We start from the raw sequence: 21,439 nt of genomic DNA, 5'->3' as shown, positions 1-21,439 counted from the left end.
TTTTTTATGCTACTCTCTGTCCTTTGCTGATTACCTATCAATTTCTTATATGCAAAACTCACATCTCTCTCCAGACGTTCTTCCTCAACATATTGCAATTATCATGGACGGCAATGGCCGTTGGGCTAAAGCGCAAGGTAAACCTCGCGTGTTTGGTCATAAAAATGGTGTTGCTGCTGTTAGAAAAGCGATTTCTACTTCCGCCAAACTCGGTATTAAAGCGATCACTTTATTTGCTTTCAGCAGTGAAAACTGGCGTCGCCCTGAAGAAGAAGTGGGAGTATTGATGGAGCTGTTTATCACGGTTCTTTCAACCGAGATTAAGAAGTTGCACAAAAATAACCTTCGGCTCCGAGTTATCGGCGATACGGCACGTTTCAATGATAGGTTACGGAAAAAGATTGCTCAGGCAGAAGAGTTGACAGCGAATAATACTGGCATGGTGGTGAACATCGCCGCTAACTACGGTGGTAAGTGGGACATCATGCAAGCGACGAAGGCTTTGGCTAATAAAGTCGCAAACGGTGAATTACAAGCGGACGAGATTACTGAGGAAATGATGACTCAGCATTTAACCATGTCCGATTTGCCTGAAGTTGATCTCATGATTCGTACCAGTGGTGAGTGTCGAATCAGTAACTTCATGCTCTGGCAGATGGCCTACGCAGAAATGTATTTTACGCCTATCTATTGGCCAGAATTCGATGAAAATAGCTTAGTTGAAGCAGTGACTTGGTTTGTTAATCGAGAAAGAAGATTCGGTTGTACCGGTGAACAAATCAAGGCATTGATGGAAAGCGAATAAAGGATCCAAGTTTGAAACAAAGAATAATAACAGCGCTCATCCTTGCTCCATTGGTGATTCTAGGAATTTTTGAGTTGTCGCTTCCCTTATTTACAATTGCGATTGCTGCGGTAATGATGATCGGTTATTGGGAGTGGACGCAATTTGTTGAAGCAAAATCTCGTGCTTTGGCGCTGATCCCAGCAGTATTGGTCAGCGGCCTGAGCCTAGCGCTTGTCCCTTTCGATGCTTTTAGTTTAAACCAAATAGTAGAGCCACACTATGCCATCCTTGCGGTTGGGTGTGCGTGGTGGCTAGTGTCTAGTACTCTCGCGATCACATACCCGAAATCGGCTTCATTGTGGCAGCACTCTCCTGTACTGCGTCATCTCTTCGGTATATTAACGCTTTTACCTTTCTTTTGGAGTGTACTGCTCCTTCGTGCCGAAGGGATTGAAACCGACGCTTATCATGGTGCTAAGTTAGTGCTTTACGTTTGTTTGATTGTCTGGGCTGCTGACAGCGGTGCTTACTTTGCTGGTAAGAGCATGGGTAAGCGCAAAATGGCGCCAAATGTCAGTCCCAATAAAACCATTGAGGGCTTGATTGGCGGGATTGTTACCGCAATTATCGTCGGATGGGGAGCGGCAAGCTGGTTTGATATTGAATTTACTAGCCCGTTTATCATGATCGTGATTACGCTGATTACCGTGGTGATTTCCGTTCTGGGTGATCTGGTTGAAAGTATGTTCAAGCGCGTCTCAGGGATAAAAGACAGCAGCAATATTATTCCCGGCCACGGTGGTGTGCTCGATCGCATTGACAGCCTCACAGCGGCATTTCCTGTTTTTGCATTTCTTTACTTCATTTTTTAGGCAAGCTTCGGCTTGCCTAAGTCACAAATCGGTTTCTTGCTATGCGTAAGCTAACAATATTAGGTGCAACTGGTTCGATCGGCGCGAGCACGTTTAAAGTCATCGAACAAAACCCCGAACAGTTTTCTATTGTCGCACTTGCGGCGGGAGGAAATGTTGAGAAAATGCGTGAGTTGTGCCTGAAATGGCAACCTAAGTATGCGGTGATGGCATCGGACTCGGCGGCTTTGCAGCTCAAACAGCAGTTAGCGGCACTTAAACTTGGTACTGAAGTGTTGTCGGGTATTGAGGCCATGTGCGACGTATCCTCGATGGATGACGTTGATACTGTAATGGCTGCGATTGTTGGTGCTGCGGGTCTGTTACCGACGATGGCGGCAGTCAAAGCAGGTAAGCGTGTGCTGCTTGCAAACAAAGAAGCCTTGGTGATGTCTGGTCAGTTGTTTATCGATGCGGTTAAGCAGTCTGGCGCTGAGCTTATGCCTGTTGATAGCGAGCACAACGCAATCTTCCAATGCTTACCAAGTGATATCCAAACCAATCTTGGTCGCTGCGATTTAGCACAGCATGGTATCTCAAACATTTTGTTAACCGGTTCTGGTGGACCTTTCCGTTACAGTGATATCGAATCACTGAGCTCAGTCACTCCTGAACAAGCCATAGCTCACCCTAACTGGTCGATGGGGCCAAAAATTTCAGTCGATTCGGCGACCATGATGAACAAAGGTCTTGAGTACATTGAAGCGAAGTGGTTGTTTAATACCTCGCGTGAACAGCTCAAAGTACTGATTCACCCGCAGTCGGTTATTCACTCGATGGTTCAATATAAAGATGGCTCAGTATTGGCGCAGATGGGCGAACCAGATATGGCGACGCCGATTGCGCTGACCCTGTCTTACCCTGAACGTGTTGCGGCGGGTGTGGCACCGCTAGACTTTACTAAAGTTGGCGAGCTCACTTTCTTAGAACCTGATTACAACCGCTACCCATGTTTAAAACTCGCTATCGACGCCTGCTACGAAGGTCAGCACGCAACAACGGCACTCAATGCGGCAAATGAAATTGCGGTGGCTGCGTTCCTCGATAGACAGTTGTCATTTACAGACATATCGGTCATTAACCAGAAGGTTTTGTCAAAAGTCTGTGCTGATACCCATCAGTCGCACTGTAGTGACTTGGAAAGCATACTTGAGGTCGATAGAATGGCGAGAGATTTAGCAACCAACTGGGTTAGTGAGCGTAAGCTATGACAGGTATTTTGTGGAACTTCGTATCCTTTATCGTTGCGCTGGGAATATTAGTCGCTGTCCATGAGTTCGGCCATTTCTGGGTTGCTCGCCGCTGTGGTGTAAGAGTCGAAAAATTCTCCATTGGCTTTGGCAAAGCGATTTGGAGCAAAGTAGGAAAAGATGGCACAGAATACAGCGTCTCGATGATTCCATTGGGTGGCTACGTCAAGATGCTTGACGGGCGTGTCGATGAAGTCTCTGACGCCGACCAACGCTTTGCTTTTGATAAAAAGCCACTTTGGAAGCGCAGTGCGATTGTCGCTGCAGGACCAGTGTTTAACTTCTTATTTGCCATTATCGCCTACTGGCTTGTGTTTATGATCGGCGTTCCGGCGGTTAAGCCCGTTGTCGGCCAGGTTACCCCCTATTCAATTGCTGCCCAAGCAGGGTTGGAACAGGGAATGGAACTTAAATCCGTTTCTGGCGTCAAAACCGCAGATTGGGAATCGGTCAACATGGGGTTGATTGCTCATATTGGTGATGAACGTCTGACGATGACGGTTGCTCCTTCCGACGGTATCGGCGTTGAGCAAACCCTCTCTTTTGATCTTACCGAGTGGAACTTTGACCCTGAAAAACAGTCTGCTATGTCAGCGCTTGGCTTTGTTCCTTTTACGCCAGAAATTTCAACCAAGCTTATCAATGTGACGCAAGGCAGTGCTGGTGAGCGTGCTGGATTAAAAGTCGGAGATACTCTGCTCGCGATTGACGGTGTCGCCATCACAGATTGGCAGCAAGTCGTTGATGCGATTCAGCAGCATCCGAATGCTTCACTGCCTCTTCAAGTTGAACGCGATGGTGAGCGTGTCTCTCTGACAATCATTCCAGACAGTCGTGAGATGAAAGGTAAAGGTGAAGTCGGTTTTGCTGGAATCGCCCCAGAGGTCGCAGAATGGCCGGAAAGTTATCGCTTCGACTTACAATTTGGTGTAATTGAATCAGTCGGGAAAGCGGTTGAAAAAACCGGACAAGTGATTGATCTGACCATCAGCATGTTGAAAAAGCTGATTGTTGGCGATGTAGGACTTAACAACTTAAGTGGACCCATTTCAATAGCGAAAGGGGCAGGGACGACCGCCGATTATGGCTTGGTTTACTTCCTTGGTTTCCTTGCTCTTATTAGTGTCAACTTAGGGATAATTAACCTTGTGCCGTTACCTATGTTAGATGGCGGACATCTATTGTTTTTTGCTATTGAGGCTGTAATAAGACGCCCAGTCCCTGAGAAAATTCAGGAAATGGGGTACCGTGTAGGCGGAGCAATTATCTTCTCTCTTATGGCAGTGGCAATTTTCAATGATTTTGCTCGTCTCTAACTGGGCAAAGGTTGTAGTAAGGAATAACTAAAACAAATATGGCGATGAAAAAGATTCTACTTGCCACAGCACTCGCAACAAGTATGAGTGCAAATGGTGCCGAAAGCTTTGTTGTCCAAGATATTCAAGTTGAAGGCTTGCAACGTGTGACACTTGGTGCTGCGTTGTTGAAAATGCCAGTCCGTATTGGCGATGCCGTCGACAATGAAGATATCTCGCAAATCATTCGAGCTCTCTACGCATCTGGCAACTTCGAAGACATTAAGGTTTTACGCCAAGACAACGTGCTCGTTGTTCAAGTAAAAGAGCGTCCTACCGTATCCAGTATCTCGTTCTCTGGTAACAAGGCGATCAAAGAAGAGCAGCTGCAACAGAATCTAGATGCTTCTGGTGTCCGAGTCGGTGAAGCGCTTGACCGCACGACTTTGGCCAATATCGAGAAGGGTCTAGAAGATTTCTATTACAGTGTTGGTAAGTACAACGCGAATGTAAAAGCGGTGGTCACACCGCTCCCACGTAATCGTGCTGATTTAAAATTTGTTTTCTCTGAGGGTGTTTCAGCCAAGATTAAGCAAATTAACTTCATTGGTAATGACGTCTTTTCTGACGATGAGCTACTTGGCCGATTTGAGCTTAATGTGGATGTCGCTTGGTGGAACTTCTTATCCGATGACAAATACCAAAAGCAAGTTTTAGCTGGCGATATTGAAGCACTTAAGTCGTACTACTTAGACCGTGGCTACCTGAAATTTAAAGTTGATTCTACACAAGTCTCAATTTCCCCTGACAAAAAAGGGGTCTACATTACCTTAGGCTTGGAAGAAGGCCAGCCATACTCGGTCAAAGACGTGAAGTTCCGTGGTGACCGTGTTGTTGGTGAAGACGAGCTTAACGATCTCATTTCATTTGAGATGGGCGAACTCTACAACGGCTCAGCGGTGACGAGCTTAGAAGAGAACGTCAAACGTTTATTGGGTGAAGCTGGTTATGCTTACCCTCAAGTGCGCACCATTTCTGAGTTTGATGATGAGACTCAAGAAGTTTCTTTGGTGGTCAATATTGAAGCGGGTAAACGTATTTATGTGCGAGATATCCGTTTTGTGGGTAACAACTCGACCAAAGATGAAGTACTGCGCCGAGAAATGCGTCAGATGGAAGGCAGTTGGCTGAACTCTAAGGCAATAGATACTGGTAAGAGTCGACTAAATCGTCTCGGTTTCTTTGAAACGGTCGATGTACAAACTGTGCGTGTTCCGGGCAGCGAAGACCAAGTGGATTTGGTATACAGCGTAAAAGAGGCGAACTCAGGCAGCGTTAACTTCGGTATCGGCTACGGTACAGAATCTGGCGTGAGTTTCCAGGTCGGATTACAGCAGGACAACTTTATTGGTACTGGTAATCGTGTTGGTATTAACGCGATGATGAACGACTACCAAAAGAACGTGAGTTTGGACTATCGTGACCCTTACTGGAACCTTGATGGTGTCAGTCTTGGCGGTAAGATCTTCTACAACCAGTTTGAAGCGAAAGAAGCAGGTATCGTTGACTACACCAACGAAAGTTACGGCGCTAGTTTAACATGGGGCTTCCCATTCGATGAATTGAATCGCTTTGAGTTTGGTGTGGGTTACACCCACAACAAGATTGGTAACGTGCCGACTTATGACCAAGCGCAGCTGTTTGCTCAAAGTATTAATCAGCCAGATGGTGACATCATCACCAATGACTTTGACTTGAATGCATCTTGGACACGAAACAACCTTAACCGAGGTTATTTCCCAACGGCGGGTAACTACCAACGTGCATTTGCTAAGGCAACAGTACCAAGCTCAGACGCTCAGTACTTCAAGCTACAGTATGACGTTAGACAGTACATTCCGTTGACCAAAAAGCACGAATTCACGTTACTTATGCGTGGTCGCTTAGGTTACGGTAATGGTTACGGCCAAACGGATGGTAACGACAACTTGTTCCCATTCTACGAAAACTACTACGCGGGTGGTTTCACCTCTCTTCGTGGCTTTAGATCGAATACCGCGGGACCAAAAGCGGTGTACACAATAAACAGCAATCCATCGTTCTGTAGTAGCTCATCGTGTGTCAACTCGACCGATGACTCTGTAGGTGGTAATGCGGTTGCTCTGGCGAGTCTTGAGCTGATTGTGCCGACGCCTTTTGCATCTGATGAAGTGCGTAACCAAATCCGCACCAGTATGTTCCTTGATGCGGCAAGCGTTTGGGACACAGAATTCGTCTATGATGAGACGATCACAGATCGTTACTACATGGACTACTCGGATCCAACCAACTACCGCGCATCATACGGTGTGGCGTTGCAATGGATGTCACCAATGGGACCTTTGGTATTCTCAGTGGCGAAACCGATTACAATTTACGAAGGTGATGATGAAGAATTCTTCACTTTCACCATCGGCAGAACCTTCTAATTTGAAAGGAAAATATAAAGTGAATAAAACAATTAAAGCGGCTGGTATTGGCCTATTAGTAATGACGTCTTCTCTATTTGCTCATGCGGCAGAAGCTGCGCAAAAAGTAGGCTATGTAAATACCGCTCAAGTGTTCCAAGCACTACCACAACGTGAAGTTGTACTGCAAAAAATGCAGGAAGAGTTTAAAGACAAGGCTGATGAGCTAAAGTCTATTCAAGCAGAAGCAAAAACGAAGATCGAAAAGCTAAAGCGTGATGGCGAGTTATTAGGTCAAGATGAAGTTGAGAAACTACGTATTGAAATCGGTCAGCTAGACAGCAAATACAAAATCAAAGCTCAGGCTCTAGAGCAAGCGTCAGCGCGTCGTGAAGCGCAAGAGAAGCAAAAGCTATTTAAAGTTATTCAGGATGCAGTGAAGAAAGTCGCTGAGAAAGAAGGTTATGACATTATTGTTGATATCCAGACCATGCAGTACGGCAAGCCTGAGTACAACATTTCAGAAAAAGTAATCAAACAACTAAAATAATCGTTTATGACAGCAATCTCTTTAGCCGATTTGGCAACTATTACTGGGGGAGAGCTCCATGGTGATGCAAGTGCAATGGTCACCATGGTTGCACCAATGGACAAAGCACAGGAAGGTGACGTTACTTTCCTGTCTAATCCTAAATACGCTAAGCACCTTGCTGACTGTCAAGCGACGGTGGTGATGGTAAAAGAAGCTCAACGCGAAGCGTGTAGTGGTAATGTACTTGTGGTCGATGACCCTTACGTCGCTTTTGCTAAAGTGGCACAAGCTCTCGATACTACACCTTCACCGGCAACCTCAATTGCGCCTTCAGCGGTGATCGCTGATGATGCAAAGTTGGGTGATAATGTCTCCGTTGGCGCAAACGCCGTGATTGAATCTGGGGTAGAGCTCGGAGACAACGCGGTGATCGGTGCGGGCTGCTTTATTGGCAAAAATGCGAAAATTGGCGCTAATACCAAGTTATGGTCGAATGTCAGCATTTATCATGACGTGGTATTAGGGGATGATTGTTTAGTTCAAGCGAATACAGTGATTGGCTCTGATGGCTTTGGTTATGCCAACGATAAAGGTGAATGGATTAAAATTCCACAACTTGGCTCGGTCATTATTGGCAATCGTGTAGAAATTGGCTCTTGCACGACGATTGACCGTGGCGCGCTCGAAGATACCATTATTGAAGATAACGTTATCTTAGATAATCAGATGCAAATCGCTCACAATGTACAGATCGGATATGGTACAGCTATGGCTGGTGGTACGATTGTTGCTGGCAGTACTAAGATCGGCAAATACTGCATCATTGGCGGTGGTACGGTTATTAACGGTCACATTGAGATCGTTGATGGCGTGACTATTACTGGTATGGGCATGGTTATGCGTGGCATTTCAGAAAAAGGGATGTACTCATCTGGGATCCCATTACAGCCGAATAAAGAGTGGCGTAAAACCGCGACTCGCGTTCATCGTATTGATGAAATGAACAAGCGTCTTAAAGCGGTTGAAAAGCAGTTAGAACAAGACTCGGAATCTTGATTCCAGTCTTGATCAAAAAGGCTCGCGAATTGCGAGTCTTTTTCGTCTATAATGCCAGCCGAAAACATATTTAGCATTCGATATAGGAATATGACTTTGACTACTGAAAAGAAAACGATGAACATCACTGAAATTCAGGAATTACTCCCTCATCGCTACCCATTCTTGCTGATTGATCGCGTGACTGACTATCAAGAAGAGAAGTACTTAACGGCGATTAAAAACGTTTCAGTGAATGAACCTCAGTTTACAGGTCATTTCCCACAACTGCCTGTATTTCCTGGTGTGTTGATTCTTGAAGCAATGGCTCAGGCGACGGGCCTGTTGGCATTTAAATCATTTGGCGCGCCTTCTGAAAATGAACTGTACTACTTTGCTAGCGTCGACAAAGCAAAGTTTCGCAAACCAGTTGTACCAGGTGACCAATTGGTTATAGAAGTTGAGTTTGTTAAAGAGCGTCGCGGTATTGCAGCGTTTAACGGTGTTGCAAAAGTCGACGGCGAAGTCGTATGTTCAGCAGAGCTGAAGTGCGCCCGTCGAGAGTTTTAATATGATTCACGAAACTGCTCAAATCCATCCTTCGGTTGTTATTGAAGGTGAGGTAAAAATTGCAGCCAACGTAACCATCGGTCCGTTTACTTACATCTCAGGCAATATTGAGATAGGTGAAGGGACTGAAGTGATGTCTCACGTTGTGATTAAAGGCCATACAACCATTGGCAAAGATAACCGTATTTTCCCACATGCGGTCATTGGTGAAGAGAACCAAGACAAGAAATACGGTGGTGAAGCCACGACAGTTGTAATTGGTGACCGTAACGTCATACGTGAAGCGGTACAAATCCACCGAGGCACAGCGCAAGATAAGGCAACAACCGTCATCGGTGATGACAACCTTCTTTGCGTTAACGCGCACATCGCACATGATGTGATCGTCGGAAACCATACGCACGTGGGTAATAACGCTATTCTTGGTGGACACGTTACAGTGGAAGATTACGCAGGGGTGATGGCTTTGTCTGCGATTCACCCGTTCTGTAAAGTCGGAGCGTACAGCTACATTGGTGGTTGTTCTGCTGTGGTTAAAGATGTTCCACCGTACGTTCTTGCGCAAGGCAACCACGCGACACCGTTTGGCTTAAACCTTGTTGGCTTACAGCGTAATGGCTTTGAAAAAGCAGAGCTAAGAGCGCTGCGTAATGCGTACAAAGAGTTCTATCGCTCTGGTAAAACCCAAGCAGAAGCGAAAGAAGTGCTCGAAGAAATGGCAAAAGATTGGCCATCAATTAAGCACTTTATTGAGTTTGTGGAAACCTCTGAGCGTGGCGTTATTCGCTAAGCCATCCCATGATTAATTAAAAAGATCGCAGCCATCGGTTGCGGTCTTTTTGCGTTTATAAAGTGAGTAAAATGGAAAAACCACTCAGAATTGGCATTGTTGTGGGGGAGCTGTCAGGTGACACGCTCGGGGAAGGCTTTATCAAAGCGGTCAAAGCGCAATACCCTGACGCCGAGTTTGTCGGTATTGGCGGACCCAAGATGAAAGCACTAGGCTGTGAATCTCTGTTTGACATGGAAGAACTCGCTGTCATGGGGTTAGTGGAGGTACTTGGCCGATTACCGCGTTTACTCAAAGTAAAGGCGCAACTGGTGAAGTATTTTACAGACAATCCACCTGATGTTTTTGTTGGTATCGATGCGCCTGATTTCAACTTACGTCTAGAGTTAGACCTGAAACAAGCTGGCATCAAGACAGTCCATTATGTTAGTCCATCCGTATGGGCTTGGCGTCAAAAGCGCATCTTCAAAATCGAAGCCGCAACCAACTTAGTGTTAGCATTCTTGCCCTTTGAGAAAGCGTTTTACGACAAGTTCAATGTGCCTTGCGAGTTTATTGGCCATACACTGGCTGACGCCATTCCGTTGGTTTCAGAGAAAGCACCTGCTCGAGAACTATTGGGTCTTGAGCAAGATAAGAAGTGGCTTGCGGTTCTACCCGGAAGCCGCGGTAGTGAGCTAAAAATGCTCTCCCAACCATTTATTGAAACCTGTAAAAGGCTGCATAAAACGCATCCTGACTTAGGATTTGTGGTCGCGCTGGTAAACCAGAAGCGTCGAGAGCAATTTGAACAAGCTTGGCAAGAGTTTGCTCCTGAGCTTGATTTTACCTTGGTCGATGATACAGCGCGTAATGTAATTACAGCGGCTGATGCGGTATTGCTTGCCTCGGGGACTGTTGCTCTAGAATGCATGCTGATCAAGCGCCCTATGGTGGTTGGATATAAGGTCAACGCCATCACCGCGTTTATCGCTCGTCGCCTAGTGAAAACAGACTATGTATCACTGCCAAACATTCTGGCTGAGCAAGAGATCGTCAAAGAGTACTTACTAGAAGAGTGCACTCCTGATAATTTGGCACCCGAAGTAGAGCGTTTGCTAGGCAGTGATGGTCAGCAGATGATCGACAAATTTACAGAGATGCATCACTGGATTCGCAAAGATGCGGATACCCAAGCTGCGAATGCAGTTTTGGCATTAATTGGTAAGAAATAGACATTATGGCAAAAGAAAAACAAGAACTTCCGCCGTTTGAGTACCCGCAAGGTTATCAATGTGTGGCTGGGGTGGATGAAGTCGGTCGAGGGCCGTTGGTGGGCGATGTGGTTACGGCAGCTGTGATCTTAGACCCCAACAATCCCATTGAAGGTTTGAACGACTCAAAAAAGCTCTCAGAGAAAAAGCGTTTAGCGCTGCTGCCTGAAATTCAAGAGAAAGCACTCGCTTGGTCCGTTGGGCGTTGCAGTCCTGCTGAGATTGATGAGTTGAATATCCTACAAGCGACTATGGTAGCCATGCAGCGAGCGATCGCAGGGTTAAAAGTACAACCAGATTTAGCACTGATCGATGGCAACCGCTGTCCTGCGTTGCCAATGGATGCTCAAGCGGTGGTTAAGGGTGACTTGCGCGTTGCTGAGATCAGCGCCGCATCCATCATTGCGAAAGTTGTCCGAGACCAAGAGATGGAAGAGCTCGATAAATTACATCCAGAGTTTGGCTTTGCTAAGCACAAAGGTTATCCAACTAAGGCGCATTTTGAAGCGATTGAAGCGCATGGTGTGATTGACCAACATCGTAAAAGCTTCAAACCAGTGAAGAAAGCGCTCGGGTTAGATTAGAAACCCGAATATTATGGGGTGTATTCACGTATTACTATCACGTAAAATACCCCCATTCCTTTCCGATTAAGTACTATTTGCGGAACTATTCATGTCAGATCCTAAGTTTGTCCACCTTCGAGTTCACAGTGACTTCTCCATGGTCGATGGCCTTTCCAAAGTGCCACCTCTGGTTAAGAAAGTGGCAGAGTTGGGAATGCCTGCAATGGCACTTACCGATTTCACTAACTTATGTGGTTTGGTGAAGTTTTATGGTACCGCTCACGGTTGTGGTATCAAGCCGATCATTGGTGCCGATTTTGCCATGCAATCGGCAGCATTCGGTGATGAACTCACCAAGTTAACGGTGTTGGCCGCAGACAATACTGGCTATAAAAACCTAACGTTACTGATCTCAAAGGCGTACCTTCGTGGTCACGTTCAGCATCAGCCAGTCATCGATAAAGAGTGGTTGGTGGAACTGTCCGAAGGTTTAATTTTGCTCTCTGGTGGTAAAAGCGGTGAAATTGGTAAAGCGCTTCTCAAGGGCAACCAAAAAACGGCTCAAGAGTGCGCAGAGTTTTACCAGACTCACTTTGCCGACCGTTTTTATCTTGAGTTAACTAGAACCGGACGCGCCGACGAAGAGAGCTACCTCCATTTTGCACTCGAATTCGCTGAGCAGTTTGAATTGCCAGTGGTTGCGACAAACGATGTCGTCTTTCTTGACGAAACCTTGTTTGATGCGCACGAGATTCGAGTGGCGATTCATGACGGCTATACCTTAGAAGATCCACGTCGACCAAAGAACTACAGCCCTCAGCAATATTTACGCACAGAAGAAGAAATGTGTGAGTTGTTTGCTGACATTCCCGAAGCGCTAGAAAACAGCGTCGAAATTGCTAAGCGCTGTAACGTCACTGTACGTCTTGGAGAATACTTCCTACCCGCGTTCCCAACAGAAGGCATGGAAGAAACGGAATTCTTAGTCATGAAGTCGGAGGAGGGGCTCGAAGAACGCCTTGAGTTCTTATTCCCCGATCCGAAAGTTCGTGCTGAGCGTCGCCCTGAATATGATGAGCGATTGAAAATCGAACTCGAAGTTATCAACAATATGGGTTTCCCCGGTTACTTCTTGATCGTAATGGAGTTCATCCAGTGGTCGAAAGACAATGACATTCCTGTTGGTCCGGGGCGCGGTTCGGGTGCCGGTTCATTGGTGGCGTATGCACTGAAAATCACAGACTTGGACCCGCTCGAGTACGACTTACTTTTCGAACGTTTCTTGAACCCAGAACGTGTTTCGATGCCCGACTTTGACGTCGACTTCTGTATGGACAAGCGTGACCAAGTGATTGATCACGTAGCAGAAATGTATGGTCGCGATGCGGTATCGCAGATCATCACCTTTGGTACCATGGCGGCGAAAGCGGTAATACGCGATGTGGGTCGTGTGCTTGGCCATCCGTTTGGTTTCGTTGATCGCATTTCGAAACTCGTCCCGCCGGATCCTGGCATGACGCTAGAGAAAGCCTTTAAAGCCGAGCCTGCACTGCCAGAGCTTTATGACGCGGATGAAGAGGTCAAAGAACTCATTGATATGTGTCGCATCCTAGAAGGGTGTACACGTAACGCGGGTAAACACGCGGGTGGTGTTGTAATTTCACCCACCACGATCACCGATTTTGCGCCGATTTACGCGGATGCAGAAGGCCATTTCCCCGTCACTCAGTTCGATAAGAATGACGTGGAAACCGCGGGGCTGGTTAAGTTTGACTTCTTGGGGCTGCGTACCCTAACTATCATTGACTGGGCACTAGGGTTGATTAACCCTCGCTTAGCCAAAGAGGGGAAAGCCCCTGTCGCGATTGAGTCGATACCGCTTGATGACCAAGCGTCGTTTAACTTACTGCAAAACTCTGAAACTACCGCGGTGTTCCAGCTTGAATCCCGTGGTATGAAAGAGCTAATCAAACGCCTTCAACCCGACTGTTTCGAAGACATCATCGCACTGGTAGCTTTGTTCCGTCCGGGGCCGCTGCAATCAGGCATGGTAGACAACTTTATCGACCGAAAACATGGCCGAGAAGCAATTTCCTATCCTGATGAAAAGTGGCAGCACGAGTCGCTCAAAGAGATCCTCGATCCGACTTACGGCATTATCCTGTATCAGGAGCAGGTAATGCAGATTGCGCAGGTGCTTTCTGGTTATACCCTTGGTGGTGCGGATATGCTTCGTCGTGCTATGGGTAAGAAAAAACCGGAAGAGATGGCCAAACAGCGTGCCACGTTCGAAGAGGGCGCGATTGCCAATGGTGTCGATGGCGAACTCGCGATGAAGATTTTCGACTTGGTAGAGAAATTTGCGGGCTACGGCTTTAACAAATCTCACTCAGCGGCATACGCCCTGGTTTCCTACCAAACCTTGTGGCTCAAAACACACTATCCTGCGGAGTTTATGGCTGCGGTAATGACCGCGGATATGGATAACACCGAAAAAGTGGTTGGTCTTGTAGACGAATGTTTACGCATGAAGCTGAAAGTGTTGCCGCCGGATATAAACTCTGGCTTGTATCGCTTCAACGTAGATGAAGATGGCGCAATTGTTTATGGCATCGGTGCGATAAAAGGTGTCGGTGAAGGTCCTATCGAGGCGATCTTAGAGTCGCGTAACCGAGATGGCCATTTCAAAGACTTGTTCGATTTCTGCGCTCGCATCGATTTGAAAAAGGTCAATAAACGCGTCATAGAGAAGCTTATCTATGCCGGAGCCTTGGATCGACTTGGTCCTCATCGCGCAGCCATGATGGCTTCACTCGATGACGCGGTTAAAGCAGCCAGCCAGCATCACCAAGCGGAAGCATTTGGTCAGAGCGATTTGTTTGGCGTATTGACGGAAGCACCAGAAGAGGTAGAAAACAAATACACCAAAGTTGCGCCGTGGCCTGAGAAGGTATGGTTAGAGGGAGAGCGGACAACGCTCGGCCTTTATTTGACCGGGCACCCAATAAATGCCTATTTGAAGGAACTTGGTAAGTACACCAGTTGTCGACTAAAAGACGCGACGCCAACTCGTCGTGACCAAAGTGTGACTGTCTCAGGGCTAGTGATTGCAGCTCGCGTCATGACCACAAAACGCGGTACACGCATCGGCTTGATGACACTCGACGATCGCAGTGGACGTATGGAAGTGATGTTGTTCTCAGATGCGTTGGATAAATACGCTGAATTGTTAGAACAAGATAAAATTTTGGTGGTTTCTGGACAGGTCAGCTTTGATGATTTCAATGGTGGTCTTAAAATGTCCGCGCGCGAGGTCATGGATCTCGGCACTGCTCGCGAAAAGTACGCGCGTGGATTATCTGTATCGATTGAAGAATCTCAAATCGATGGCCAGTTTTTTGAGCGCTTTAGTAAAATACTAGAGCCTCATCGGGCAGGAACGGTTCCTGTTCATGTATATTACCAACGGAGCGATGCGCGCGCGCGTCTAACGTTAGGTACCGAATGGCGAGTTACGCCAAGCGATGCATTATTAGATGATTTAAAACAACTGCTTGGTAATGGCCAAGTAGAACTCGAATTTAACTAAATTCGGCACAAAGCCGAATCAGAAAGGATCGATAGATGAGCCTAAACTTTTTAGAATTTGAAAAGCCGATCGCAGAACTTGAAGCAAAGATTGAAGCACTACGTGATGTATCTCGCCACGGCGGTGAGTCTGGTGTGGATCTAGAAAAAGAGATCGAACAGCTAGAAAAGAAAAGCTTAGAGCTTAAGAAAAAGACCTTTAGCGATCTAGGGGCGTGGGAAACGGCTCAACTGGCACGTCATCCACAACGTCCTTACACGCTTGACTACATCCAGCATGTATTTACAGAATTTGAAGAGCTAGCGGGTGACCGAGCGTTTGCTGATGATAAAGCGATCGTTGGTGGTATGGCTCGCCTTGATGGTCGTCCGGTTATGATCATCGGTCACCAAAAAGGTCGTGAGACCAAAGAAAAAGTAAAACGTAACTTCGGTATGCCTAAGCCTGAAGGTTACCGTAAAGCCCTACGCCTTATGGAAATGGCAGAGCGTTTTAACATGCCAATCATCACCTTCATTGATACTGCGGGTGCTTACCCAGGTGTTGGTGCAGAAGAGCGCGGCCAATCAGAAGCAATTGCGAAAAACCTAAAAGTGATGGCGGGATTAAAAGTGCCAGTGATTTGTAACGTTGTCGGTGAAGGTGGTTCAGGCGGTGCATTGGCTATCGGTGTTGGCGATTACGTGAACATGCTTCAGTACTCGACGTACTCAGTCATCTCACCAGAGGGCTGTGCATCGATTCTATGGCGTGATTCAGATAAAGCGCCTCAAGCGGCAGACGCGATGGGCCTAACGGCGCCTCGTCTTAAAGAGCTTGAGTTGATCGATGAAATTATTGAAGAGCCATTAGGTGGTGCGCACCGCGACCATGTTCAAATGGCAGCAAACATGAAAGCGAACCTACTTAAGCAGTTAGACGAGCTGGCTCAATTTGACAACGATACACTTCTTGAGCGCCGTTACCAACGCTTAATGAGCTACGGTTACTGCTAATCAGCATCTTGTTAAATCCTAAAGGTCGAACTTAGTTCGGCCTTTTTTATTGGTGGGTGATAAACTATCGCTTATCAATTATCGAGTTATTCCGTTATGGATCTGTATCAATCATTTTCATCTGTCATTGAAGAGTATCTTGCTCCGCGCAGTCGTATTGTTTTGGCCTTCAGTGGCGGCATTGACTCACGTGTATTGCTTTCATTACTTGCGCGCTATCAGCAGGAAACCCATCGTCCGACGCTAGCTGTCCATGTTCATCACGGTCTGAGTGCCAATGCTGGTGAGTGGGCTAACCAGTGTCAAGAGTGGGCTGCTCAGAGTGATGTCCCCTTTATTTTGGAAAAGGTGCAGTTAGACGCCAGCGGGAAGAGCATCGAGGAGTGTGCCCGAGATGCGCGTTATAAGGTGTTGGCTCGGCATGTAAATGAAAAGGATATTTTACTGACGGGTCAACATGGAGATGATCAGCTAGAAACGTTTCTTCTCGCCTTAAAGCGAGGCAGTGGACCAAAAGGTTTGTCGGCGATGGCTGAGAGCAAGCCGTTTTCTAATGGCCGATTGGTTCGACCGCTACTTAAGGTTAGGCGCGAAGAGATCGAACAATACGCGCAGCACCATGGCTTAAACTGGGTGGAAGATGAAAGTAATCAGGATACCCGCTTCGATCGCAATTACATTCGTCACCATATTTCGCCGATTATTGATGCGCGTTGGCCGCATTTTACTCAATCGGTCCAGCGAAGCGCTCAATTGTGTGCAGAGCAAGAGTTACTGTTAGACGAGCTACTCCAAGATAAGCTCAGGCTCCTGGTCAACTCGGATGGTAGCTTAGCCATTCAAGGGATGGCTGATTTGGGCGCATTGATGCGGGCACGTTTGATTCGTATGTGGTTGGCCAATGCGGGCCAGCGCATGCCAAGTCGAGATCATCTGGACAAAATTTGGCATCAGGTAGCACTTGCTCAGGCAGACGCGAATCCTGTTCTGAATCTAACTTCTGCGCAAGTACGCCGTTTTAACCGACGTCTCTACTTAGTTTCCGCTCATGACGATATTAGCGATTGGTCTCAACGCTTGGGGCTAGGTGAGGAGCTTGAGCTTCCTGATAGGCTCGGCCATTTGACGCTTCAAGCGACATCGACAGGGTCATTGTCCTTATCTGCACTGCAGCAAGCGCCATTACGTATCATCTTTAATCCCGAAGGGCTCAGCGCTCATCCAGCAGAGCGAGGGCATAGCAGAAAACTGAAAAAGCTGTTTCAGGAGTATCAAGTGCCGAGTTGGGAAAGGCGAAGAAGACCGATACTTATGTGTGGCGATAAAGTAGCGGCCATCGCGGATTTGTTTATTGATCATCACTTTATCGGTCAAGACTGTGAGCTTATCTGGAGCAAGTAAACTATCTTTGTGTCAGAATCGTATAGATAAAACACACATAAGAAGTGGACTTATAAGGAAGAGCAATGAAGAAAATCGCTATTGGAATGGTCATCGGAATGAGCTTTATGGCTGGTCAAGCTATGGCGGCAGGTGATGTAGCTGCTGGGCAAGCGAAAGCGGCGGTATGTGCGGCTTGTCATGGTGCGGATGGTATTGCTGTCATCCCAGGTTATCCAAACTTGAAAGGTCAAAACGAACAATACCTTGTCAGCTCGATTAATGCGTACAAAAACAAAGAACGTAATGGTGGTCTAGCGGCGGTCATGCAAGCGCAAGCATCGATGCTCAGTGATGCCGATATCGCTAACCTAGCGGCATACTACGCAAGTTTGAAATAACCTTTGGTTAAGTTGTATATTAGCCTGAGCGCTTATCGCTCGGGCTTTTTATTGCCCGATGATCGTGGGATAATAAGCCAAATTGCTGAAGTTTAAGGGATGAACATGAAAAAAATTGAAGCCATCATCAAGCCGTTTAAGTTAGATGATGTTCGCGAAGCGTTAGCAGAAGTCGGCATTACCGGTATGACGGTTTCTGAGGTAAAAGGCTTTGGACGTCAAAAGGGTCATACTGAGCTATACCGTGGTGCAGAATACATGGTGGATTTCTTGCCTAAAGTGAAGCTTGAAATTGTGGTTACCGATGACGTTGCTGACCAGTGTGTTGATACGATTGTTGAGACTGCACAAACAGGCAAAATTGGAGATGGTAAGATCTTCATTACTGACGTTGAACGCATCGTACGTATTCGTACTGGTGAAGAAGACGAAGACGCTATCTAGTGTTATTGTCAGAGTGCGTGAACTGAATTCGATAATCAAGGAAGAGCCGTAAGGCTCTTTTTTACATTTTAGGGCTCAATGATGAACAAAAAATGGTTACTAGCATTGCCTACTGGACTCGTACTCACGGGAATGGTTGGCTATCGAGTGGTGTTCACATTGCCTGAACAAGGCCAAATATCTTCGATTTCGCAAGGGAATATTGCGCCTTCGTTGCAATGTTACCGCAGTGACTCAGCAAAACCGGTGGATCTCAATGGCGAGCTGAATGTTCTGGTGTGGAACATCTACAAGCAGAACCGACCAAACTGGCATTCTAGTTTGCAAACTCTGGTGGAGGGAAAACAATTGGCTCTGTTACAAGAAGCCAGTATGACCCCTGAGTTACTCCATTGGATTGAGGACAATCAGTGGTTTGGTAGCCAAGTCGATGCGTTTAAAGCCTTTGATACCACCGCGGGCGTTCTGAACTTAAGCTACGATACGCCTGATCTCGCCTGTGCGTATACCGAGCTTGAGCCTTGGTTAGGGTTACCCAAATCTGCTTTATATGCGACTTACCCACTGACGAATGGCCAGTCATTGGCAGTAGTTAATATCCATGCGGTGAATTTCACTTATGGCACAGTGGAGTATCAAAGACAGCTTGATACGTTAGTGACGGAGCTTTTGAATCATCAGGGGCCGATCATTGTTGCTGGCGATTTTAACAGTTGGAGTGACGCGCGATTGAGTGTAATGAAACAAGCGCTCGACAAAATAGGCGTTACAGAGGTTACTTACCAAGTGGATAATCGGACTCAGTTTGTGACTGGGCTACCTTTAGATCATGTTTTTTATCGAGATTTGGTCCTTCAAAAAGCAGAGGCGCCGATAACCGACGCCTCTGATCACAACCCAATAGAGGTGAGCTTCCGTTTAAAAAATAACGATGTAGAGCGCCCAAATTAGATAGTAAGCGAGCCAAGGTAGTGCTGAAATGACCAAAGCTTGGCCGCGCTCGAACTCCGTCCATGTACCGACTGCCGCGTAGCCCAAAGCGACATACCAAGGCAGAAGCAGAGGGAACGAGCTGGCAAACTGAGACCACTCGTTGGTCAGTGGAAGTTTGAGTAGTCCGTTAAGGCTATTGAGATCCGCGGCGTAAACAAGCACTTGACCATGTTTCAGTAGAACACTCACGTAGCTTGCAAGATCACCGATGATTGCAGGGAAAGTGATCACTGCGGCCGCGGCAAACCATTTCCAAAAACCATGTTGGTGCTGACTTGGCTTAGTGGCCAGATTGAACCAAAACGCCAGCATGAGTATGGTCAGCGTTCGACCAAATACATCGCTGATGATTTCACTGGCCATTAAGGTGTTGGCATCAAGTAACTCAAGTTGTTGCGGGTTCGTTTGCGCCAGTTGAGCGGTTAGGACTTCTTTTAGCCAATCAAAATTGACCAAGTCAAAATACGCGCCCCAAAACAAAAATGGCGATAAAATCAGAAAAATGTATGGCTGCCAGCCCCATGCGCCACGTTGATAAAGGGCAAGGAAACAAGCGCTAGGTGAACGAAAAATATCAACTAGCATGATTAAAGGATTACTGGAGGGCGTCATACACTTACCTTAGTTACATCAACGTAGAGTTTCAGTTTTTGACCTGGCTTAAGATATTTTTGTTTGCTTAGGTCATTCCATTTCACGATGTCACGTGATTTCACTTTAAATTTGCTGGCAATGCCACTGATGGTATCGCCTGAGCGAACGTTATAGAAAACGGTGCGGATGATGGCGCCATCTGAGCTGTTCTTCCAAATCACCAGTTTTTGTCCTACACGTAACGTATCTTTTGGTCCCATTCCATTCCACTTGGCAAGCGATTTGTGAGAGACCTTGTTGGCTTTGGCAATGCTCCACAAGCTGTCGCCTGAGCGAACTGTGTGGGTGAGCTTGTATTGACCACGGTTTTTCGCTTGCGTTTTTTCAAGGCGGTTGGATGCGGTTAAAGCGTAGACATTCTCATCTTTTGCCGACGCTGGAATCATCAAGTACTGACCAGCGCGAATATTGCTGTTGGTCATGCCATTCGCACGCTGGATTACTTTTGTCGTGGTGTTGTATCGGTTAGCCAGAACACTGATGGAGTCACCAGATTTCACTTTGTAGCGAACTAACTTCATTCCTTTACCGCGATTTTTTTCAACTTGGTAACGGAAACTGTCTTCTGCTTGGGCTGGAATAAGCAGTTGATGAGGGCCATCGGGTGCAGTCGACCACTGATTGTAAGCAGGGTTTAAGCCTTGCAGTTCTTTGACCGAGATACCCGCGTATTTTGCTGCAATCGCCAAATCCAACTGTTCTTTTGGATCGATGAGGGTAACGACGGGTTTGTTCGCGATGGGTGGAATATCGATCCCGTACTTTTCTTGGTTGGCAATGATATCTGCGAGTGCTAGGAGTTTAGGAACGTAACCACTGGTCTCTTTCGGTAAATCGAGCGAGAAAAAGTCGGTGGGTTTGCCTAGTTTAGTGTTTTTACGAATTGCACTGGAAACGCGTCCGCCGCCACTGTTGTATGCTGCGATGGCGTGGGTCCATTCACCGTCAAAACGTTTATTTAGGTAAGTGAGGTAGTCGAGTGCTGCATCGGTTGCCGCAGGCACATCTCGACGTCCATCGTACCAGAAGTTCTGTTCTAAACCGTACATCTTGCCGGTTGCAGGGACAAACTGCCATAAGCCTGCTGCACTGCCGTGAGAGTAGGCAAAGGCATCAAATGAGCTTTCTACAACTGGGAGCAGCGCAAGCTCAAGAGGTAAGTTTCGCTCTTCGATCTTTTCTGTGATCAGGTAGAGGAATGGCTCGGCGCGTTTTGAAACGGTTCTAAGATGGCTTGGGTGCTTCAAATACCAAGTTCGGTAGTAATCGACCGTTTTGTGATCCGGAATTGGCATATCCAACTGCATCGCGATTCGTTGCCAGACATCTTCTTGCGACTGAGGCGTGACCACAGGTTTTGGTTTTGATACTGGTTTGGCCGGCTGAGCGGTAGGTTCAGCCTTTTTTACCGCGGGTGAGTTATTGGTTTCCGGTGATGAGGTCTCACTAGAATCGGTAGGCTGGGTTAGTTGGCATCCTGTAAGTAAGAGCGCCAAAACCCAGCTATGTGTTAATCGCATTGCACAGCCCTTTTGTTACTTGGCTGC

The 21,439-nt window shown here is 46.9% G+C and carries 19 protein-coding genes; 17 read left to right on the top strand and 2 right to left on the bottom strand.

Translation table 11 applies throughout. The features are described from left to right. Positions 1-49 precede the first annotated feature (49 nt). The 17 genes from OH458_RS03200 to OH458_RS03120 all read left to right on the top strand — a co-directional run bounded on the left by OH458_RS03200 (position 50) and on the right by OH458_RS03120 (position 19,196). Complete coding sequence (locus OH458_RS03200; RefSeq protein ID WP_005475343.1) at positions 50-805, top strand: polyprenyl diphosphate synthase; 756 nt, start codon at positions 50-52, stop codon at positions 803-805. A gap of 11 nt (positions 806-816) precedes the next feature. Continuing rightward, positions 817-1,659, top strand: coding sequence for a phosphatidate cytidylyltransferase (locus OH458_RS03195; RefSeq protein WP_269977241.1), 843 nt, complete (start codon positions 817-819; stop codon positions 1,657-1,659). A gap of 41 nt (positions 1,660-1,700) precedes the next feature. Further along, a complete protein-coding gene (gene ispC / locus OH458_RS03190) occupies positions 1,701-2,909 on the top strand; it encodes a 1-deoxy-D-xylulose-5-phosphate reductoisomerase (RefSeq protein WP_269977240.1) in 1,209 nt (402 codons plus the stop codon). Further along, positions 2,906-4,264, top strand: coding sequence for a sigma E protease regulator RseP (rseP, locus tag OH458_RS03185; protein ID WP_269977239.1), 1,359 nt, complete (start codon positions 2,906-2,908; stop codon positions 4,262-4,264). The genes ispC and rseP overlap by 4 nt, the downstream gene beginning before the upstream one ends. 38 nt (positions 4,265-4,302) lie before the next feature. Next, positions 4,303-6,711, top strand: coding sequence for an outer membrane protein assembly factor BamA (bamA, locus tag OH458_RS03180; protein ID WP_269977238.1), 2,409 nt, complete (start codon positions 4,303-4,305; stop codon positions 6,709-6,711). 19 nt (positions 6,712-6,730) lie between these two features. Next, positions 6,731-7,240: an OmpH family outer membrane protein gene (locus OH458_RS03175; RefSeq protein ID WP_005475287.1), complete on the top strand. Its 510-nt coding sequence runs from the start codon at positions 6,731-6,733 to the stop codon at positions 7,238-7,240. Positions 7,241-7,246: 6 nt separating this feature from the next. After that, on the top strand, positions 7,247-8,278 hold the full coding sequence (lpxD, locus tag OH458_RS03170; protein WP_269977237.1) for a UDP-3-O-(3-hydroxymyristoyl)glucosamine N-acyltransferase: 1,032 nt from the start codon (positions 7,247-7,249) through the stop codon (positions 8,276-8,278). A 96-nt stretch (positions 8,279-8,374) separates the two neighbouring features. Continuing rightward, positions 8,375-8,827: a 3-hydroxyacyl-ACP dehydratase FabZ gene (fabZ, locus tag OH458_RS03165; RefSeq protein ID WP_038139751.1), complete on the top strand. Its 453-nt coding sequence runs from the start codon at positions 8,375-8,377 to the stop codon at positions 8,825-8,827. 1 nt (position 8,828) lies between these two features. Next, complete coding sequence (gene lpxA / locus OH458_RS03160; protein WP_269977236.1) at positions 8,829-9,617, top strand: acyl-ACP--UDP-N-acetylglucosamine O-acyltransferase; 789 nt, start codon at positions 8,829-8,831, stop codon at positions 9,615-9,617. Positions 9,618-9,688: 71 nt separating this feature from the next. Then, complete coding sequence (gene lpxB, locus OH458_RS03155; RefSeq protein WP_039476551.1) at positions 9,689-10,831, top strand: lipid-A-disaccharide synthase; 1,143 nt, start codon at positions 9,689-9,691, stop codon at positions 10,829-10,831. A gap of 2 nt (positions 10,832-10,833) precedes the next feature. Further along, on the top strand, positions 10,834-11,454 hold the full coding sequence (gene rnhB, locus OH458_RS03150) for a ribonuclease HII (protein ID WP_269977397.1): 621 nt from the start codon (positions 10,834-10,836) through the stop codon (positions 11,452-11,454). A 91-nt stretch (positions 11,455-11,545) separates the two neighbouring features. After that, on the top strand, positions 11,546-15,025 hold the full coding sequence (dnaE, locus tag OH458_RS03145) for a DNA polymerase III subunit alpha (RefSeq protein ID WP_038190709.1): 3,480 nt from the start codon (positions 11,546-11,548) through the stop codon (positions 15,023-15,025). Between the two features lie 35 nt (positions 15,026-15,060). Further along, positions 15,061-16,020 carry an acetyl-CoA carboxylase carboxyl transferase subunit alpha gene (gene accA / locus OH458_RS03140; RefSeq protein WP_005475319.1) on the top strand — a complete coding sequence of 320 codons (960 nt, stop codon included), beginning with the start codon at positions 15,061-15,063 and terminating at the stop codon, positions 16,018-16,020. Positions 16,021-16,116: 96 nt separating this feature from the next. Continuing rightward, entirely contained in the window at positions 16,117-17,421 is a 1,305-nt protein-coding gene (tilS, locus tag OH458_RS03135) for a tRNA lysidine(34) synthetase TilS (protein ID WP_269977235.1), read from the top strand. Between the two features lie 65 nt (positions 17,422-17,486). Further along, positions 17,487-17,801, top strand: coding sequence for a c-type cytochrome (locus tag OH458_RS03130; RefSeq protein WP_269977234.1), 315 nt, complete (start codon positions 17,487-17,489; stop codon positions 17,799-17,801). Positions 17,802-17,906: 105 nt separating this feature from the next. Then, positions 17,907-18,245 carry a nitrogen regulatory protein P-II gene (glnB, locus tag OH458_RS03125; RefSeq protein WP_008077534.1) on the top strand — a complete coding sequence of 113 codons (339 nt, stop codon included), beginning with the start codon at positions 17,907-17,909 and terminating at the stop codon, positions 18,243-18,245. Between the two features lie 81 nt (positions 18,246-18,326). After that, positions 18,327-19,196, top strand: coding sequence for an endonuclease/exonuclease/phosphatase family protein (locus OH458_RS03120; RefSeq protein WP_269977233.1), 870 nt, complete (start codon positions 18,327-18,329; stop codon positions 19,194-19,196). Here the strand turns inward: OH458_RS03120 and OH458_RS03115 are convergent. Continuing rightward, positions 19,164-19,850: a YIP1 family protein gene (locus OH458_RS03115; RefSeq protein WP_269977232.1), complete on the bottom strand. Its 687-nt coding sequence runs from the start codon at positions 19,848-19,850 to the stop codon at positions 19,164-19,166. The two genes, OH458_RS03120 and OH458_RS03115, sit on opposite strands and share 33 nt — an antisense overlap. Next, a complete protein-coding gene (locus OH458_RS03110) occupies positions 19,847-21,412 on the bottom strand; it encodes a lytic transglycosylase (RefSeq protein WP_269977231.1) in 1,566 nt (521 codons plus the stop codon). The genes OH458_RS03115 and OH458_RS03110 overlap by 4 nt, the downstream gene beginning before the upstream one ends. Positions 21,413-21,439: the final 27 nt, after the last annotated feature.

The organism is Vibrio sp. MarTm2 (assembly GCF_027587055.1).
Taxonomy (GTDB): Bacteria; Pseudomonadota; Gammaproteobacteria; order Enterobacterales; family Vibrionaceae; genus Vibrio; species Vibrio sinaloensis_D.
This window is presented reverse-complemented; position numbering and strand designations above follow the sequence as displayed.

Bases quoted from the DNA above. Each gene is read 5' to 3' on its own strand.
- ispC (WP_269977240.1), top strand. From the start codon at position 1,701: ATGCGTAAGCTAACAATATTAGGTGCAACTGGTTCGATCGGCGCGAGC.
- rseP (WP_269977239.1), top strand. From the start codon at position 2,906: ATGACAGGTATTTTGTGGAACTTCGTATCCTTTATCGTTGCGCTGGGA.
- OH458_RS03200 (WP_005475343.1), top strand. From the start codon at position 50: ATGCAAAACTCACATCTCTCTCCAGACGTTCTTCCTCAACATATTGCA.
- lpxB (WP_039476551.1), top strand. From the start codon at position 9,689: ATGGAAAAACCACTCAGAATTGGCATTGTTGTGGGGGAGCTGTCAGGT.
- OH458_RS03110 (WP_269977231.1), bottom strand. From the start codon at position 21,412: ATGCGATTAACACATAGCTGGGTTTTGGCGCTCTTACTTACAGGATGC.
- tilS (WP_269977235.1), top strand. From the start codon at position 16,117: ATGGATCTGTATCAATCATTTTCATCTGTCATTGAAGAGTATCTTGCT.
- dnaE (WP_038190709.1), top strand. From the start codon at position 11,546: ATGTCAGATCCTAAGTTTGTCCACCTTCGAGTTCACAGTGACTTCTCC.
- lpxD (WP_269977237.1), top strand. From the start codon at position 7,247: ATGACAGCAATCTCTTTAGCCGATTTGGCAACTATTACTGGGGGAGAG.
- lpxA (WP_269977236.1), top strand. From the start codon at position 8,829: ATGATTCACGAAACTGCTCAAATCCATCCTTCGGTTGTTATTGAAGGT.
- OH458_RS03115 (WP_269977232.1), bottom strand. From the start codon at position 19,850: ATGACGCCCTCCAGTAATCCTTTAATCATGCTAGTTGATATTTTTCGT.
- glnB (WP_008077534.1), top strand. From the start codon at position 17,907: ATGAAAAAAATTGAAGCCATCATCAAGCCGTTTAAGTTAGATGATGTT.
- OH458_RS03130 (WP_269977234.1), top strand. From the start codon at position 17,487: ATGAAGAAAATCGCTATTGGAATGGTCATCGGAATGAGCTTTATGGCT.
- OH458_RS03120 (WP_269977233.1), top strand. From the start codon at position 18,327: ATGAACAAAAAATGGTTACTAGCATTGCCTACTGGACTCGTACTCACG.
- accA (WP_005475319.1), top strand. From the start codon at position 15,061: ATGAGCCTAAACTTTTTAGAATTTGAAAAGCCGATCGCAGAACTTGAA.
- bamA (WP_269977238.1), top strand. From the start codon at position 4,303: ATGGCGATGAAAAAGATTCTACTTGCCACAGCACTCGCAACAAGTATG.